Genomic DNA, 17,630 nt, shown 5'->3' on the forward strand with positions numbered 1-17,630 from the left:
AACCAGCAGAGGCCATGATGATTGTGCCTCTGCTGAGAGTCCCGCGCAGTGGCTGGATACGATTATATCGCAACGGAGACTTGAACTTTCTTCCCGTGGCTTGGGACTCATATTCGCGTCCCGACTTCGCCTCAGGACAGAGAGAGTTCAGCCGCTGTCGGGCGTTGCCGAGGGCTCTCTTCCGTGCCACCGCGAAGAGCCTGGCTCGATGAGTCGCCCGCACTTCTCGACTTGGTTTCAACAAGCGCAGGAGGAAGCTATGCGGAAGTCTCTCACCTTTTTCCTTTCTGGTGTGGCATTGGCCGTCGCGGCGTCAACCGCCGTAGCCGGTGAGCGGGTGCTCGAGTTCAAGCTCGTCACCAAGCCGCTCGACCTCAAGGTCATAGAGGCCGCAAACGTTGAAGGACAGACGGTCGTGTCCGGGAAATTCTTCGGAGTGGCCGTCTTCAGCGATGGCCGTATCGGCGTGAAAGAGTTCGTCAACAGTTCGGACCAGCTCAAAGGGTCTGGCCCCTTCTTCGGCTATAGCACTTACACGTTCGAGGAAGGCTCGATTACGGCGCGCTACACCGGATCGGCCAAAGACGGCAAATCGACGGGCGAATACACGATTCTGTCGGGCACTGGTGCCTACGCGAATGCAACGGGTACGGGAACCATCGAAAGCGCGCCGAACCCATTCAAGGGTGTCAACCTGCTCAACATAAAGCTGGTCGTTAAAACTTCGGGCTCGTGATAGCGAATGCTAACAGGTCCCGCACGAAGGTAGTTGATCTCTTGGGGGGCGCGCTGCCCCGGCCGGAAACACAGCGCCGGCCGGGCGACCTGCTGAAGAACCGGCTGGAGTCGTGGGATTGATCTTTCCGCTTGGCCAGCCGCTGGTGCCGCAGGAGAGAACGCTTGGGAGCTCCGACCTGCGCAAATCTAGCTGACAGATTGCTGTCCGGCAGGTTCAAGCAGATCATTCAGCGCTTGCATCGACGCCTGTCGAGTCTCGGCGAGTTCGCGTGCGGCACTGTCGAGTTCGGCAGGTGACATCGCGGGTGCCGCCAGCTCGACGTCGCGGCTGCGCTCGAACAGGCGGACGAGGCCGAGCGCACTTGCCGCGCTGCCAAGTTGATGCGCGGATCGTGCGAGGTGCTTGTGATCGCCCGCCGCCACGGCGTCGGCGATGTCGTGGATCAATCGTTCTCCCGTCTGCTGGAGCAGATGGTGGAGCTTGTCGATTTGCGCGGCGCCCAGCAGCTCCCGCTGGTCGTCGAGGAAAGGCCGATCGATCAGTTCGGTCGCCGGGCGTTGCGCGGCTGCCGGCTCGGCCACCAGATCATCCTCGATCGCCTCGCGCAGCGCGTTGACCAGGATCGGCTTGCTGACGACCTTGGCGATGCCGGCGCCGGCAAGCCGATCGCGGGCGCGGCCGGAGACGTCGGCGGTCACGGCGATGAGGCGCGGCATCTTGGCAAGTCCGAGCTCGCCGATCCGGAAGGCCGCCTCCACGCCGTCCATGTCGGGCATGTGCAGATCCATCAGGATGACGTCGAAGGCCTGATCGCGGGCGAGCTCGACGGCTGCGGCGCCGTTCCTGGCGATCGTCGTGTGGTGGCCGAGCCGCTGCAGGATGGCCGCACCGACCTCGCAATTGATGGGGTCATCGTCGACCAGGAGCACGCGGAGCTGCCGCGATGCCGGCGCAAGCGCGCCTTGCGCCACGCTGCTTCCGGCAAGCCCGAGCGGCACTTCGAGCGTGAACGTGCTGCCCGCGCCGGGCGCGCTCTCGACCTTGAGCTCGCCGCGCATCAGGCGGGTGAGACGGCGCGCGATCGCAAGGCCGAGGCCGGTGCCGCCGAAGCGACGCGCGATACTGTCGTCGGCCTGGACGAAATCCTCGAAAATCCGCTCGTGCAGCTCGGGCGCGATGCCGATGCCGGTGTCGCGCACGATGATGCACAGCAGGAGGTGATCGCCGCGCCGCTCGGTTGCCGCGCTCACGCCGATGCCGCCGCTCGGGGTGAACTTGATCGCATTGCCGATCAGGTTGAGCAGGATGCGGTTGAGCCTGACGGGATCGCCATGCGCGGCGGTGTCGACCGTGTCATCGCAGGCGAGATCGAAGCTCAGGCCCTTGTCGAGGGCTTGCGGACGCATCAGGTCGCCGGCGGCTTCGATGAGCTGGTCGAGACGGAAGTCGCGCGTCTCCAGCATTTCCGTGCTAGCCTCGAGGCGCGCATATTCCAGCACCGCATCGACCAGCGCGATCAGCGTTTCGCCCGACGCCGCCGCGGTGGCAAGATGGCGGCGCTGGGCCTCGCTGAGGCTGCCGTCGTCCAAGAGTTGCAGCACGCCCATGACGCCGTTGAGCGGCGTGCGCAGCTCGTGGCTGACGACGGCGAGGAAGCGCGACTTGGTCTCATTGGCCGCGACCGCCGCGCGGCGCGCGCGCTCGGCGGCGTCGTGCTCGGCGAGCGCGTGGTCGCGGGCCTTCTCCAGCTCGGAGGTGCGCTCGATCACCTTGCGCTCGAGCGTGGCGTAGGATTCGCGCAAATGCGCCGCCATGCGGTTGAACTGCTCGCCGAGCGCCTCCAGCTCGTCGCCGGTCTTGATCGCGAGCCGCGAGTTGAGGTCGCCGCTGCCGATCCGCCTGGCTCCTTGGGTCAGCAGCTGGATCGGCACGGTCATGCGCCGGCTGAGAATGAGCGAGACCAGCACCGCGCACGCGAGCAGGATCACGAGCAGGAAGGTCGAGCGGCCGATCGAGGCATAGATCGGCGCGTAGGCTTCGGTAAGCGGCAGCTCGACGAACACCAGCCAGCCGAGCGAGGGCACGGTCGCATAGGTCGACAGCACGCGCTGGCCGGAGAGATCCTCCTTGACGAGGCCGCCCGAAGGCGGCCCGATGCCGTCGAGCGCGGCGCGGACGTCGGCATGGCCGGAGAGATCGCTGCGCTGGAGCGCCCGCCATAAATCGGGATGCGCGATCAACACGCCCATGCGGTCGACGACATAGGCCTTGCCGGTGTTGCCGACCCTGATTCCCGTGACGAGGTCCCAGATGAAGCGCAGATTGACCTCGGCGACGATCACATCGGGAGCGCGCCCGGTGCCGCGCGTGGCGAGCGTCATGAAGGGCTCGGTGTCGCCGAAGAAATAGACGGGACCGTAATAGGCCCGGCTGTCATTGGCACCGCGGAAGGCGGCTGAAGCGGAGAGATCGGCGTTGCTGCCGACCTTGTCGGCGATCCGGCGCGATACGCGCAGCTGCTCGCGGCCTTCCGAATTGAGCTGGGCGATCTCCGCGATCGCAGGCGAGAGGCGCAGGAGGCGGATGGCGTTCAGCCGCTCGTCCTCGTGGGTCGACAGCTCCGGCGGCAGGCGCGCGAGCCACCTGATCTGGTTCTCGATCTGGCCGATGAACTGGCCGATCTGAATCGCTGCGGAGGCGGCCTGTTCGCGCTGGGTCGCCGCCAGCAGCTGCTTCTGCTCGCGATAGGAGAACCAGACGTCGAAGCTGGTGTTGATGGCGAGCGCGGCGAAGGCGAGGGCGACGATCGAGTAGAGATATTTCCTGAACAGCCGGCCGGAAGGCGTGCGCGAAGGTTCCTGGTCGCCGGGATCGTTCACTCGCGGATCTCGTCGGCGCGCGCGAGCAGCGTGAACGGGATCGTCAAGCCGAACGAGCGGGCGACCGTGCGGTTGATCAACAGCTCGTATTTGCGCGGCGATTGCACTGGAAGGTCGCCGGGCTTGGTGCCGCGCAGGATCAGGTCGACGTAATCGGCCGAGCGCACCTCGAGCGTTGGGCCGTAGCTCATCAGCCCGCCGGCATCGATGAAGTAATGGAACGGATAGATCGTGGGCACGCGGTATTTGGCGGCGGCCGCGACCACCGCCTTGCGGTTGACCACGAGGAAGCTGTCGACCAGCGCCACCATCGCCGCCTTGGGCAGTTCGGAAAAGCGCTTGACGGCGTCGTCGATCTCCGCGGGCGCGTTGACGGGCGCGGGGATCACGGAGACGCCGGATGCGGCAGCCTCCTGCTCGATCGATTCGAGGAAGAAGCGTCCGCCGCGCGGGGTGGTCGCGGGGTTGAACAGGATGCCGACCCGCGCGACGTCGGGCACGGCCTCGCGGATCAGCTGGAGCCACTTGCCGCCCATCTCGGCGCTGCTGTTGGTGAAGCCGGTGGCGTTGCCGCGGGGATGCGCGAGGCTTTCGACGAAGCCGTTGCCGACCGGATCGTTCGCGGTCGCAAACACGACCGGGATGGCCTTGGTGGCGGCAAGGACGGCGGCGGTCTCGATCGTCGACCCCGTCAGGATCACGTCCGGTTGGAGGTCGAGCAATTCCTGGACGGCCATCTTCAACCTGTCCGGCGCGCCGAAGGTGGAACGGAGCTCGAGGCGGAAGTTGACGCCTTCGACCCAGCCGCGCTGCCGCAAGCCGGCGACGAGGTTGCCCAGGCGAGAGCTTGCGCTGTCGATCATGCCGCGTCTGGTCAGCTCGTCGTCGAGCGGCAATGCGGTGAGTGAGGCGACGATCCGCATGCGATTGTCGGTTGCGCCGAGCGCGATCCATCCCGCGACCGACGCAGTCGCGAGGCGAATGAAGCCGCGGCGATTGACCGCCGAGGAAACGAAAGATCGCCCCGTCATGGACTAAGTTGCACGATCGCCTTGCTTTGCTCGATGCTTAGCGCGAAAGCGGGGGGCCCACAATCGGCGAAAGGCGCATGTGAATGTTCGTTCGCAGGCTTTCGATCCGGCGCCCGGCGCCCGGCGGCCTAGCGCCGCAGCGTGAACGCGTCCGCGCTGCGCCGTTGCTCCCATTTCGCCTGCTCCAGCTCGGGCCGGTCGCACTCGATCTCGGGATAGCCGATGCAGAGATAGGCGATGAACTTCCAGCTGTCAGGCACGTCGAGAACAGCGTGCATGCGCGCAGGGTTCAGTATCGACACCCAGCCGAGGCCGATGCCCTCGGCGCGGGCGGCGAGCCACATCGCGGTGATGGCGGCGACCACGGAATATTCCGTCGTTTCAGGCATGGTCGCGCGGCCGAGGCCGTGGCCGATGTCGCTGCCCTTGTCGGCGAACACGGCAAGATGGCCGGGCGCCTGCTCGAGGCCGGACAGTTTCAAGGTGGCATAGCGTGCGGCGCGGTCGCCGGAGTAGCAGCTCAGCGCGTCGGCATTGCACGTCCTGAAATCTTCGACCACGGCGCGGCGCGTTGCAGTATCATTGACGATCACGAAGCGCCAGGGCTGGCTGAGGCCGACCGAAGGCGAGAGGCAGGCGGTCTCGATCAGGCGATCGATCGCCCCCTCCGGCAGCGGATCGCTGCGGAAGCGGCGCACGTCGCGGCGCCACACGAACAGCTCGCGTAAGTGCTGGCGGAAGCTATCGTCGAACTCGACCATGAGGTCATCGCCCCATTTGGAAGGACGCCGCCACCAGCAGGATCAGGATCTCGCCCGTCTGCTCGAACGCGCCGAGGATGTCGCCGGTCTGCCCCCCGATTTGGCGGATGGCAAGCCGCGCCAGCAGCAGGCCGGCCAGTGACAGCAGGATCAGGCCGACCAGCGCCTTGCCCGGCCCCAACGTCAGGGCAAGCGCAAGCGTTCCAAGCGCGAAGGCTATGGCCACGCTGCGCCCGGGCGGCGCCCCGGCGCCGGCAGAGAGGCCATCAGGCCGCGCCGACGGGACTAGCGACATGAAGGCCGGCAGGCCGGCACGGGCAGCAACGTGCGCCGCGCACAGCGCGAGCATGACGGCCCATGGATTTGCGATCGTCGCAAGCGCGCTCCAGCGTAGGCCGAACGATAGGATCAGGGCGCAGACGCCATAGGTCCCGATCCGGCTGTCGCGCATGATCTCGAGCTTGCGCTCGCGCGTGCGGCCGCCGCCGAGGCCGTCCGCGGTGTCGGCAAGTCCGTCCTCGTGCAGCGCGCCGGTGATGAGGGCGGTCGTGGCTAGCACGAGGAGGGCGGCAAGGCTCGGCGTCAGTCCGAAGCGAATGGCGATCTTGTAAGTGAGGGCGCCGGCGAGGCCGACCAGCAGTCCCGCGACCGGCAGCGCCCACATTGCCCGCGCAACGGCGCCGTCGCCCGCAGGCTTCGAGAATGCCACCGGCAGGATCGTCACGAACGATGTCGCCATCTTAAGATCGGCGAGGATGTCCTTGAGGTGCTCGGCGCGCGGGATCATTTCAGCTTCAACGGCAGGCCGGCGACGACGAACTCGACCTCGTCGGCGACACCGGCAATGATCTGGTTCATGATTCCGGCGGCATCGCGGAAGCTGCGCGCCAGCGCGTTGTCGGGCACTATGCCGAGGCCGACCTCGTTGGTGACGAGCACGACGGGGCCGTTGAGGCGGGGCAGCGTGTCGGCGAGCTCTCTCACCTCTCGCTCCCAATCGCGCGCCGCATGCATCAGGTTGGAGAGCCACAGCGTCAGGCAGTCCACCAGCCTCGCGCCGCCACCTTCGGTCGAGAGCAGCGCGGGCACGAGATCGAGCGGCACCTCGCGCTCGATCCAATCGGCTCCGCGCCGCGCGCGATGTCTTGCGATGCGTTCCTGCATTTCGCCGTCGAGCGCCTCGGCCGTCGCGACGTAGACGGGCTGGCCGGCAAAGCTGCGCGCGCGCGCCTCCGCCCGGGTGCTCTTGCCCGATCGCGCCCCGCCGGTGATCAAGATGATGGCCATAAAGGTCTCCTGCCGCAGCACTAATCATCAAACGCGGCCAAAGACAAAGCCGAAATCAGGCAGCGAGGGGCTTGCGCTCGGCCGCCGTCTTGCGCAACAGGGGCGGGACAGGAGCTGGATGTGGACTTTGCGGGCGCGATGGTGGTGGCGATGGCGGTGGATGCCCTTCTGGGCTGGCCGGCGTGGCTGTTCGCGCGGATCGGGCATCCCGTCACCTGGCTGGGCGGGCTGATTGCCGGCATCGACACCGCCTTGAATCGCGCGTCCGATCCGCCGGCGTTGCGCCGAGCCGCGGGCGTCGCCGGCGCGCTTGCGGTGATCGCGCTCTCCGCGGCGCTCGGCTGGGCGCTGCAATCACTGCTTCCTTCGGGCTGGATCCAGATCGTGCTGATTGGCATCCTGGCCTGGCCATTGGTCGCGCTGCGCTCGCTGCACGATCATGTCGCTGCCGTGGCCACGCCCTTGCTGGCCGGCGACGTCGCCGCCGCGCGCGAAGCGGTCTCGCGCATCGTCGGCCGCGATCCCGCAAGCCTCGATCAAGCCGGCATCGCGCGCGCGGCGATCGAGAGCCTTGCCGAAAACGCCTCCGACGGCATCGTCGCGCCGGTGTTCTGGGGCGCACTGTTGGGCTTGCCCGGCATCCTCGGCTACAAGGCGATCAACACGCTGGACTCCATGATCGGCCATCGCAGCGAACGCCACGAAGCCTTCGGCTGGGCGGCAGCGCGCATCGACGACGTCGCCAATTTCGTCCCGGCGCGGCTGACCGGATTCCTGTTCGTGCTGCTGGCACCGCAGCGGTCGGAATCATTGGCCTGCATGACGCGCGATGCGCGCCGGCATCGCTCGCCCAATGCCGGTTGGCCGGAAGCGGCCATGGCCGGCGGACTCGGTGTGCGGCTCAGCGGTCCCCGCATCTATCACGGCAGCGCGACCGAAGAGCCCTGGCTGAACGAAGGCGCGCGCGATCCGCGCGCCGCCGACATCGTCGAGGCGCTGACGGTCTATCGCCGCGCCATGCTGCTGGTCGCAGGCCTGCTTGCGATCCTGGCTTTCGCGTGAAACAACGGGGCATGCGCGAGCACGGTGGAAATCTGGACCAGGCCCAGCGGCGTTTCGGCGGACGCGCAGAGGATTGGATCGATCTGTCGACCGGGATCAACCGGCTGCCGTATCCCGTGGGCGAGGTGAGCGCGCGCGCGTGGAGCGCGCTGCCATCACGCGCCGAGATCGAGGCATTGCATCAGGCGGCGCGGCACGGCTACCGCACGAGCGCACCGATCGTTGCGATGGGCGGTGCTCAGGCCGCCATTCAATTGCTGCCGCAACTCGCGGCGCCCGGGCGCGCGCGTATCCTCGCGCCGACCTACAATGAATATGCCGGCGTCCTGTCGGCCGCCGGCCGGGACGTCCAGGAGGTTGCCGAGCTCGATGCGCTGGCGGGTGCGGACCTCGCCATCGTCGTCAATCCCAACAATCCCGACGGGCGGTGCCATTCGCGCAAGGATCTGCTCGCGCTGTTGCCGCGCGTCGGCCGTCTCGTCGTAGACGAGAGCTTTGCGGACCCGATTCCGCAATTGTCGCTTGCACCCGACGCGGATCGACCGGGACTGTTGATCCTGCGGTCGTTCGGAAAGTTTTATGGCTTGGCCGGCCTGCGGCTCGGCTTCGCCATCGGTCATGCCGCCGACATCGACAAGCTTGCCGCCGTGTCGGGTCCATGGCCTGTTTCGGGCGCGGCGATCGAAATCGGCTGTCGTGCCTTGCGCGATCAGACTTGGGCCGAGGCGACGTCGGCGCGGCTCGCGCGCGACTGTGTTCGCCTCGATGCAATGGCGCATTCGCGAAGCTGGCGGCTCATCGGCGGCACACCGCTGTTTCGCTTGTACGAAACGGCCGACGCGGTGGCTGCGCAGGAGAGGCTCGCGCGCAGCCACATCTGGTCCCGCGTGTTCGCGCAACAGCCGACATGGCTGCGCCTCGGGCTCCCCGGCAGCGAAGCCGAATGGACGCGCCTTGCCGAGGCCCTAGCGCGCTAGCGCGAGCAGGCCTTCGACGTCGAGATGCTTTTCGATGTGATCGGCCAGCGCCTCGAGCGCGCTTTCGACGCTGGCGTGATAGGGCTCGTCGCCTGCGGGAATGTCGAGTTTGGCGAGGTAGGCCTTGCGGAAATCATCCGACGTGAACAGGCCGTGCAGATAGCTGCCCTGCACACGACCATCCCTTGAGATCGCGCCTTCCGGCTCGCCGTCGAGCTTTGCGAAGGGGCGGGCGCGATCCGGGCCGTCGGTGCGGCCGATGTGGATCTCGTAAGCCTGGATCGGCTGATCCGTCGCCGCGTGCACGGCCGCAACGCGCGTGAGGGTCTTTTGCGGGCTCATCACCGTCTCGATATCGAGAAGCCCGAGGCCCGGCGTGTCGCCCGCAGGCCCCTCGATGCCTTCGGGGTCGGCGACGCTGCGTCCCAGCATCTGATAGCCGCCGCAGAGGCCGAGCACATGGCCGCCCCTGCGGTAATGCGCGAACAGGTCGACGTCCCAGCCCTGCGCGCGCAGGAAGGCGAGGTCGCCGCGGGTGGATTTTGAGCCAGGGATGATCACGAGCCTGGCATCGCCGGGAATGGCTTCGCCCGGACGCACCATCACGAGATCGACACCCGGCTCGAGCTTGAGCGGATCGAGATCGTCGAAATTGGCGATCCGCGACAGTGCGAGGCAGGCGATCTTGCATTGGCCCGGCTTGCGCGCATCGCGCAGGCCGAGCGCATCCTCGGCCGGTAGCTCGCCGGCACGCGGAAACCAGGGCAGCACGCCGAAGCCGCGCCACGACGTTTTCTGCTCGATCAGCCTGTAGCCGTCGTCGAACAGCGTGGGATCGCCGCGGAACTTGTTGATGACGAAGCCAGAGATCATCGCGGCATCGTCGGGCTCGATCACCGTCTTGATGCCGACGAGCTGGGCGATGACGCCGCCGCGATCGATGTCGCCGACCAGCACGACGGGCACATCCGCCTTGCGGGCAAAGCCCATATTGGCGATGTCGGACTTGCGCAAATTCACCTCGGCCGGACTGCCGGCGCCTTCGACCAGCACCAGATCGGCGCGCGCCTTCAGCCGTTCAAAGCTCTCCAGCACCGCGCCCATCAGCGACGGCTTCATCGCCGCGTAGTCGCGCGCGCGTGCGGTCGCGATGCGCTTGCCGTGGACGACGACCTGCGCGCCGACATCGGTCTCGGGCTTGAGCAGCACCGGGTTCATGTCGGTGTGCGGCTCGACACCGGCGGCGAGGGCCTGCAGCGCCTGGGCGCGGCCGATCTCACCGCCATCGACGGTGACCGCGGCGTTGTTCGACATGTTCTGCGGCTTGAACGGCAGCACGCGCAGACCACGGCGCGTAAAGGCGCGCGCGAGGCCGGCGACGATGAGCGACTTGCCCACGTCCGAGCCGGCACCCTGAATCATCAATGCGCGTGCCATTGAAGCTAGAACTCGACGCCGGCCTGCGCCTTGATGCCGGAGCGGAAGGGATGCTTGACCAGCGTCATCTCGGTGACGAGGTCGGCGACCTCGATCAGCTCGTCCTTGGCGTTGCGCCCGGTGAGCACGACATGCGTCATCGCAGGCTTTTGCGTCGTCAGGAAATCGACGACTTCGGCGATGTCGAGATAGTCGTAGCGCAGCGCGATGTTGATCTCGTCGAGCACGACCATGCGCAGCCGCTCGTCGAGGATCAGCTCCTTGGCTTTCTCCCAGCCGGCGCGCGCGGCAGCGATGTCGCGGGTGCGGTCTTGGGTCTCCCAGGTGAAGCCTTCGCCCATCGCGTGGAACTGACAGAGTTCGCCGAAATGGCCGGTGAGCAGGCGCCGTTCGCCGGTATCCCAGGCGCCCTTGATGAATTGCACCACCGCACAAGGAAAGCCATGCGCGACGCAGCGGACGATCATGCCGAAGGCCGAGGAGGATTTTCCCTTGCCCGCGCCGGTGTGGACGATGATCAGGCCTTTTTCACCGCTCTTGGTCGCCATGATCTTGTCGCGAGCGGCCTTCTTCTTCGCCATTTTGGCGGCGTGGCGGGCGTCGGTTTCCTCGGTCGTGTGGGTTTCCGGTTCAGGCGTCATCGGTCCCGGTCCTTCGGCTTGACAAGTGGCGGCCACCGGCAAATGGTGGCCTGGCGTTGGTTCCTGTCCTATGACAGGCGAAGAGGGAATGCGATAGGGTCCGAATCCGCAAAGATTTGGGTCCAAACTGCAGCCGCCCCCGCGACCGTGACCGGAGAGATGCCCGAAGCCACTGATTCCTTTTGGAATCGGGAAGGCGGGGATCGAAGGGCCAAAACCCTGCTCCGCAAGCCGGGAGACCTGCCAGCGCGGACGAGTTTTGGACCGGCGGACGGGGTGTTCCGCGACGGGGAAGCGGGCCTTCAGGAGAATGGTCCGTGCGCCTCATCGCCTCCCGCTGTTATCTGGAAGAGGCGATGACCGTCACACTTCATGTCTGCATCACCTGCCGCGCCGGCCAGACGCTTGGCGAGGGCGAGACGACGCCCGGCAAGCGCCTGCATGGCGCGATTATCGAGGCCGGCGTGCCCGAGGGCGTCAGCGTGGTTCCCGTCGAATGCCTGTCGGCGTGCAGCCAGGGCTGCTCGGTCGCGCTCAGCGCGCCCGGCCGCTGGTCCTATGTCTATGGCCGCCTGTCCGATGCGAATGCGCAGGACGTGGTCGCAGGTGCTGCGGCCTACGCGGCGACGCCCGACGGAATCGTGCCCTGGCGCAGCCGTCCCGAAATCTTCCGCAAGCAGTCGCTTGCCCGTATTCCCCCTGTTACCGTCGTGCCGGAGGCCGCTGAATGAACTCGCTCGCAAAAGTCCCGGTTACGGTGGTCACGGGTTTCCTGGGCTCCGGCAAGACGACGCTGATCCAGCATCTGCTCAGCAACGCCGGCGGCAAGAAGCTCGCGGTGCTCGTCAACGAATTCGGCAGCGAGGGCGTCGACGGCGAGATCCTGAAGTCCTGCGCCGATGCGAACTGCCCGGAGGAGAACATCGTCGAGCTCGCCAATGGCTGCATCTGCTGCACCGTCGCCGACGATTTCATTCCGACCATGGAGCAGTTGCTGGCGCGGCCGGTGCGGCCCGATCACATCCTGATCGAGACCTCGGGCCTGGCGCTGCCAAAGCCGCTGCTGAAGGCGTTCGACTGGCCGGAGATCCGCTCGCGGATCACGGTCGACGGCGTGATCGCGCTGGCCGACGCCGAGGCTGTCGCCGCCGGCCGCTTCGCGCCGGATCCGGCTGCGGTGGAAGCGCAGCGCGCGGCGGACGACAATCTCGATCACGAGACGCCGCTGTCAGAAGTGTTCGAGGACCAGATCGCCTGCGCCGACATCGTGCTGCTGACCAAGGCCGACCTTGCGGGCGCAGCCGGAATCGAAGCCGCAAAGGCGGCGATCACAGCCGAGATGCCGCGCCGCGTGCCGATGCTGCCGGTCACCGATGGCGCGATCGACGCGCGCGTCATCCTCGGCCTCGGTGCGGCCGCCGAGAATGATCTCGCCGCGCGGCCCTCGCATCACGACGGCGAGGAAGAGCATGAGCATGATGATTTTGCGTCGGTCGTGATCGACCTTCCGGAGGTGGCGGATATCGATGCGCTGGTCGCATCGGTCCAGAAACTGGCGCGCGAGCAGAACGTGCTGCGGGCCAAGGGCTACATCGCGGTCGCGGGCAAGCCGATGCGCCTGTTGTTGCAGGCGGTCGGTGAGCGCGTGCGCCATCAGTTCGACAAGCCATGGGGCGCGGGTCTCAGACAGTCGAAGCTCGTCGTGATCGGCGAGCATGGCGATATCGACGAGGCCGCCATCAAGGCAGGACTTGGTCTTTCAGGATCTGGCATCTGATGCACGTCGTCTTCCGCGAGAGCCGCGGTCTCGAGGAGACCCCGACGCCAAGAGACATCGGCCAGGACCCGGCCGATCTCGTGGTGCTCTCGTATTCGGATTCCGACCTTGCCGCCTTTGCGGCCGGCTGGCGCCGCGGTCGGGGCAGCCTGCCGTCGCTGCGGCTGGCCAATCTCGCGGAGCTGCGTCATCCGCTGTCGGTCGACACCTATATCGAACGGACGCTGTCGCAGGCGCGGGGCATATTGGTGCGCCTGATCGGCGGGGAGTCCTATTGGGCATACGGGCTCGCGGCGCTCCAGCAACTCGCGCAAGAGCGCAACATCGTGCTCGCCGTGCTGCCGGCGGACGGCCGCGACGACGCGCGGCTGGATGCGTACTCGACCCTGCCGGTCTCGACGCTGCGGCGGCTCAAGGTGCTCTGCGACTCCGGTGGCCCGGTCGCCGCGCAAGCCGCGATCGCGCAGCTCGCGCTGGCCTCGGGCCTCTATGCCGGCCCGGTCATCGGCGAGATGACCGTGCCCGAGATGGGATTCTACGATCCCGCGCGCGGCGTCATTGCCGCGCCGGCGGGCGGCGAGGGCAAGCCGCGCGCACTCGTGACGTTCTATCGCTCCTATCTCACCGCCGCCGATACGGGGCCCGTCGACGCCTTGATTGCGGCGCTGCGCGAGAAGGGATTTGACGCCTACGGTGTGTTCGTCACCTCGCTGAAGGCGCCGGGCGTTGCCGACTGGCTGCGCGCGCATCTGGCGCAACATCCTGCGGCGGCGATCGTCAATGCGACGGCGTTCTCGGCCCTTGGCGACGACGGCACGACGCCGTTCGATGCCGCGTCCTGTCCGGTGTTCCAGGTCGCGCTCTCGACGGCGCGGCGCGAGGATTGGGCGGAATCGCTGCGCGGCCTGTCGCCCGGCGATCTCGCGATGCATGTGGTGCTGCCGGAGGTCGACGGCCGCCTGTTCGCAGGCGTGGTGAGCTTCAAATCGGCCGGTCAGCGCGATCCCGATCTGCAATTCGCGCATCTAGCGCACAGGCGCGACGAAGAGCGCGTCAACGCCGTTGCCATGCGCGTCGCGGCTTGGCGTCGCCTCGCGGAGAAGCCCGCCGGCGAGAAGCGGTTGGCAATCGTGCTCTCGAATTATCCGGGCCGGCCGCATCAGATCGCGCACGCCGTCGGGCTCGACGCGCTGGCGTCGGTCGAGGCGTTGATCTCCGATCTCGCGGAGGTCGGCTTCGACGTTGCGCCGGTCGATGCGCTCGGCGCAAAACTATTGAAGCAGAGCTTGACCTGGAGCGTCGCCGAATATCGCACGGGGCTGGCGCGCCTGCCGCAATCCTTGCAGGACGATCTCGTGCAGGCCTGGGGCGCACCGGAGAACGATCCGAGCTGCTGCGACGGCGCGTTCTACTTCGCTGCGATCCAATGCGGCCGGTCGATCATCGCAGTCCAGCCCGAGCGCGGCGATGCGGCCTCGCGCGATGCCGATTATCACGATCTCGCCCGCACGCCGCGCCAAGCCTATGTCGCGTTCTATCTCTGGCTCCGGCAGCAAGGCTGCGATGCCGTCGTGCATATGGGCGCGCACGGCACGCTGGAATGGCTGCCCGGAAAATCCGTGGCGCTGTCGCAAGCGTGCTGGCCGGAAGCGCTGATCGGCGATCTCCCCGTCATCTATCCCTTCATCGTCAACGATCCCGGCGAGGCCGCGCAGGCCAAGCGGCGCATCGGCGCGGTCACGATCGGCCATCTGCCGCCGCCGCTTGAGACATCCGCGGTGCCGGAGGGCCTGCGCCGGCTCGAACGCCTGCTCGACGAATATTCGACCGCCGATGGTCTCGATCCCGCGCGCCGCCAGCGGCTGATCGCGGCGATCCGTGACGAGGCGCGGGCGGCGGGTCTCGAAGACGATCTCGGCCTCGATGCAATGGCCGCACCGGCCGAAGCCATCCCGCGGATCGACCGCTTCGTCTGCGATCTCAAGGAAAGCCAGTTCGGCGACGGCCTGCACGTGTTCGGCCGCGGCACGTGCGGCGATCAGGAGCGGGACGCGTTGCGTTCCGCGCTCGCCGGCAAACGCGTTGCCCCCGGGCCGTCGGGCTCCCCGTATCGCGGGCGCCAGGACGTGCTGCCGACAGGGCGCAACCTCTTTGCCGTCGACCCGCGTGCCGTGCCGACGCCATCGGCGCATGCGCAAGGCATCAAGCTTGCCGAGGAGCTGTTGCGCCGTCATCTGCAGAATCACGGCGACTGGCCGAAGGGCCTCGTGGTGGATCTCTGGGGCTCGGCGACGATGCGCACCGCAGGCGAAGAGTTCGCGATGGCGTTGCATCTGGCCGGCCTCGCGCCGCGCTGGGATCACGCTTCCGGCCGTGTCACCGGTTACGACATCATCGCCCCGGCCGAGCTCGGCCGTCCGCGCATCGACGTCACGCTGCGCGTATCCGGCCTGTTCCGCGATGTCTTCGCAGGGCTCGCGCAATTGTTCGAAGCCGCCGCCGAGGCGCTCGCCGCGCGCGAGGACGAGGGCGATGAGAATCCCTATCGCCAGCGTGCGTCCCGCGTGTTCGCGCCGCGGCCCGGACAATACGGCGTCGGGCTCTCGGCGATCCCGGATGCCTTCACGCCGGAGACGCGCGAGGCCGCAGGCGAAGCGTGGCTGTCGGCATCGTCCTGGGCGTTCTCTGCCGATGGCGCGATGCAGCCGGATCGCGCAGGTATCGAACAGCGTCTCGCGTCCGCCGACGCTTTTGTCCACGTCCAGGACTTGCCGGAAACCGATCTGCTGCTCGCCGCCGATTATGCCGCGCATGAGGCAGGCATCGCCGCGGCTGCCGTGCACCTCGGGGCAGGCGTGCCGTCGCTCTATCACCTCGATGCGACGCGGCCCGGCGGGCCGCATGCGCGCACGCTGACGGAAGAGATCTCGCGCGTCGTTCGTGCCCGCGCGGCCAATCCGGCCTGGATCGCCGGCATGATGCGCCACGGTTTCCGCGGCGCCGCCGAGATCACCGCGACGCTGGAGCACATGGCCGCCTTTGCGTATCTCGCCGGCGCCGTGCCGCCGCATCTGTTCGACCTCTATTACGACGCGACACTCGGCAACGACGACGTCCGCGCCTTCATGGCGCGCGAAAATCCGTCCGCACTCGCCGCAATGGAAACCTGCTTCACGCGCCTGCACGAGGCCTCGCTCTGGCGAACACGTCGCAATTCGATTGCGGCAGCGCTGCGGGAGGCCTCATGAGCGCGACCACGGTCAAGGGTTGGTGTCCCGGCGCGCTGCGCCCGATGCAATCGGGCGACGGGCTCGTGGTGCGCGTGCGTCCGTTCGGGGGACGCCTTGAAGCACCACAAATCTCCGGGCTTGCGGAACTCGCCGAGCGCTTCGGCAACGGTCTGATCGACGTCACGAGCCGGGCCAATCTGCAGATCAGGGGCGTCCAGGAGGACGGCCATCGGCCGCTGCTCGATGGTCTTGCGCAGCTCCAGCTGCTCGATCCCGACGCCGACATCGAAGCCAGGCGCAACATCCTGGTGACGCCGTTCTGGAGTAACGGCGACGAAACGCAGTCGCTCGCCGCGGAGCTCGAGGAGGCGCTTGCCGATTCTGGCCTGGCGCTTCCCACCAAGTTCGGCTTCGCCATCGATGACGGGCGGTCGCGTGTTCTCGCTGGCGATTCCGCCGACATCCGCCTCGAGCGCGACCGCTCGGGCGGTCTCCTGGTGCGGGCCGATGGCGCCAAGCTCGGTCGTTCCGTTGAACGCGGACAGGCCGTGAGCGCGGCGCTGGCGCTCGCAAGCTGGTTCATCATCTCCGGCGGTGCAAACGGCGGGCGAGGGCGCATGGCAGCCCACATCGCATCCGGCGCCGTGTTGCCTCAATCGTTGCGCGGCGAGACCGAGCCGGCGCCGGTGATGGCCGCGGTGCGTCCCGGGCACTATCCGCAAGGCGCGATGGTTGGCGTTGCGTTCGGGCAGATGCTGCACGCGACCCTGCATCAATTCTCTGCTTGCGACCATGCGCTGCGCATGACCCCCTGGCGGATGGTGCTGAGCGAAGGCAAGCGCGAGATGCCGAACGGGACGGGGCTCATCACCGAGCCGTTCGATCCGGCCCTACGCGTCATCGCCTGCAGCGGCGCGCCGCGCTGCCGCGAGGCCCATGCCGATACGCGCGCGCTGGCCGCGGCGCTGGCGCCGCGCATCCCCGCCGACGCGCGACTCCACGTCTCCGGCTGCGGCAAGGGCTGCGCCCATTCCGGCGCGACTGCGGTTACCCTGATTGCGACGCGTGCCGGGTTCGATCTCGTCCGCGACGGCTCGACCCGCGACGCGCCGGTGCTGCGCGGGTTGAACGGCGCCGACATCGTCAGCGATCCCTCCATCCTGGTCGGAGGGAACTGATGCCGCACACCTACGAGACCGACGGCGCTGTGATCTACCGGCAATCCTTTGCCACCATCCGGGCCGAGGCCGATCTCGCGCGCTTCACGCCGGACGAGGAGCCGGTGGTGGTGCGGATGATCCATGCCGCCGGCATGGTTGGCCTCGAGGCGCATATCCGTTTCACCCCTGATATGGCGATTGCCGCGCGCGCGGCCTTGCAGAAGGGCGCGCCGATCCTGTGCGACGCGCGCATGGTCTCCGAAGGCATTACGCGCGCGAGGTTGCCCGCGGCCAATGCCGTGATCTGCACGCTCGGCGATCCCGCCGTGCCCGCGCTGGCGCAGTCCATGCGCAACACGCGCTCGGCCGCGGCGCTGGAGCTGTGGCGGCCGCATCTTAATGGTGCGATCGTCGCGATCGGCAATGCACCGACCGCGCTGTTTCATCTGCTCAACATGCTGGAGGACCCGGCCTGTCCGCGGCCGGCGGCGATCATCGGCTGTCCCGTCGGCTTCGTCGGCGCGGCCGAATCGAAGGCCGCGCTGATGGCCGATCCGCCGGCACCGGCGCTCACCGTCGAAGGCCGCCTCGGCGGCTCCGCCATCACGGTTGCTGCCGTGAACGCGCTGGCAAGCCGGAGCGAATAGCC

General features: G+C 67.6%; 15 protein-coding genes and 1 riboswitch. Of the genes, 8 read left to right on the top strand and 7 right to left on the bottom strand.

The features are described from left to right. Positions 1-259 precede the first annotated feature (259 nt). Complete coding sequence (locus tag I6F09_RS13775) at positions 260-736, top strand: hypothetical protein (protein ID WP_036005431.1); 477 nt, start codon at positions 260-262, stop codon at positions 734-736. A gap of 188 nt (positions 737-924) precedes the next feature. Here the strand turns inward: I6F09_RS13775 and I6F09_RS13780 are convergent, their stop codons facing one another. The 5 genes from I6F09_RS13780 to cobU form a co-directional block, all read right to left on the bottom strand. Continuing rightward, a complete protein-coding gene (locus tag I6F09_RS13780) occupies positions 925-3,618 on the bottom strand; it encodes a hybrid sensor histidine kinase/response regulator (RefSeq protein ID WP_225188273.1) in 2,694 nt (897 codons plus the stop codon). Further along, positions 3,615-4,649 carry an ABC transporter substrate-binding protein gene (locus I6F09_RS13785; protein ID WP_036023477.1) on the bottom strand — a complete coding sequence of 345 codons (1,035 nt, stop codon included), beginning with the start codon at positions 4,647-4,649 and terminating at the stop codon, positions 3,615-3,617. The genes I6F09_RS13780 and I6F09_RS13785 overlap by 4 nt, the downstream gene beginning before the upstream one ends. Positions 4,650-4,777: 128 nt before the next feature. Then, positions 4,778-5,410 carry a 5,6-dimethylbenzimidazole synthase gene (bluB, locus tag I6F09_RS13790; RefSeq protein WP_036034966.1) on the bottom strand — a complete coding sequence of 211 codons (633 nt, stop codon included), beginning with the start codon at positions 5,408-5,410 and terminating at the stop codon, positions 4,778-4,780. Between the two features lie 4 nt (positions 5,411-5,414). Further along, complete coding sequence (gene cobS, locus I6F09_RS13795; protein WP_036023483.1) at positions 5,415-6,197, bottom strand: adenosylcobinamide-GDP ribazoletransferase; 783 nt, start codon at positions 6,195-6,197, stop codon at positions 5,415-5,417. Beyond that, the gene (gene cobU / locus I6F09_RS13800) at positions 6,194-6,697 is read right to left on the bottom strand and encodes a bifunctional adenosylcobinamide kinase/adenosylcobinamide-phosphate guanylyltransferase (RefSeq protein ID WP_225188274.1); all 504 of its coding nucleotides are present in this window, start codon (positions 6,695-6,697) and stop codon (positions 6,194-6,196) included. The genes cobS and cobU overlap by 4 nt, the downstream gene beginning before the upstream one ends. Before the next feature lie 120 nt (positions 6,698-6,817). On the opposite strand from cobU, the gene cbiB reads away from it, so the two are divergent. Continuing rightward, on the top strand, positions 6,818-7,759 hold the full coding sequence (cbiB, locus tag I6F09_RS13805; protein WP_036023485.1) for an adenosylcobinamide-phosphate synthase CbiB: 942 nt from the start codon (positions 6,818-6,820) through the stop codon (positions 7,757-7,759). Positions 7,760-7,770: 11 nt separating this feature from the next. Next, positions 7,771-8,736 carry a threonine-phosphate decarboxylase CobD gene (gene cobD, locus I6F09_RS13810; protein ID WP_074448202.1) on the top strand — a complete coding sequence of 322 codons (966 nt, stop codon included), beginning with the start codon at positions 7,771-7,773 and terminating at the stop codon, positions 8,734-8,736. On the opposite strand, the gene I6F09_RS13815 is transcribed toward cobD, so the two are convergent. Continuing rightward, on the bottom strand, positions 8,725-10,173 hold the full coding sequence (locus I6F09_RS13815; RefSeq protein ID WP_225188275.1) for a cobyric acid synthase: 1,449 nt from the start codon (positions 10,171-10,173) through the stop codon (positions 8,725-8,727). The two genes, cobD and I6F09_RS13815, sit on opposite strands and share 12 nt — an antisense overlap. Before the next feature lie 5 nt (positions 10,174-10,178). Continuing rightward, complete coding sequence (gene cobO, locus I6F09_RS13820) at positions 10,179-10,814, bottom strand: cob(I)yrinic acid a,c-diamide adenosyltransferase (protein ID WP_225188276.1); 636 nt, start codon at positions 10,812-10,814, stop codon at positions 10,179-10,181. Between the two features lie 40 nt (positions 10,815-10,854). Then, positions 10,855-11,077, top strand: a riboswitch (cobalamin riboswitch). Positions 11,078-11,170: 93 nt separating this feature from the next. Here cobO and I6F09_RS13825 point away from each other — a divergent pair. From I6F09_RS13825 to I6F09_RS13845, 5 genes are read left to right on the top strand one after another with little or no spacing between them, the layout of a single operon-like run. Continuing rightward, a complete protein-coding gene (locus tag I6F09_RS13825) occupies positions 11,171-11,545 on the top strand; it encodes a DUF1636 domain-containing protein (RefSeq protein WP_225188277.1) in 375 nt (124 codons plus the stop codon). Next, on the top strand, positions 11,542-12,591 hold the full coding sequence (cobW, locus tag I6F09_RS13830) for a cobalamin biosynthesis protein CobW (RefSeq protein ID WP_109144295.1): 1,050 nt from the start codon (positions 11,542-11,544) through the stop codon (positions 12,589-12,591). The genes I6F09_RS13825 and cobW overlap by 4 nt, the downstream gene beginning before the upstream one ends. Beyond that, positions 12,591-15,839: a cobaltochelatase subunit CobN gene (gene cobN / locus I6F09_RS13835; RefSeq protein WP_225188278.1), complete on the top strand. Its 3,249-nt coding sequence runs from the start codon at positions 12,591-12,593 to the stop codon at positions 15,837-15,839. Before cobW ends, cobN begins: the two co-directional genes overlap by 1 nt. Then, complete coding sequence (gene cobG / locus I6F09_RS13840) at positions 15,836-16,999, top strand: precorrin-3B synthase (RefSeq protein ID WP_225188279.1); 1,164 nt, start codon at positions 15,836-15,838, stop codon at positions 16,997-16,999. Before cobN ends, cobG begins: the two co-directional genes overlap by 4 nt. Then, positions 16,999-17,628 carry a precorrin-8X methylmutase gene (locus I6F09_RS13845; protein WP_225188280.1) on the top strand — a complete coding sequence of 210 codons (630 nt, stop codon included), beginning with the start codon at positions 16,999-17,001 and terminating at the stop codon, positions 17,626-17,628. Before cobG ends, I6F09_RS13845 begins: the two co-directional genes overlap by 1 nt. The last annotated feature ends 2 nt before the right edge of the window (positions 17,629-17,630 follow it).

The organism is Bradyrhizobium sp. IC3195 (genome assembly GCF_020193585.1).
Lineage (GTDB): Bacteria > Pseudomonadota > Alphaproteobacteria > Rhizobiales > Xanthobacteraceae > Bradyrhizobium > Bradyrhizobium yuanmingense.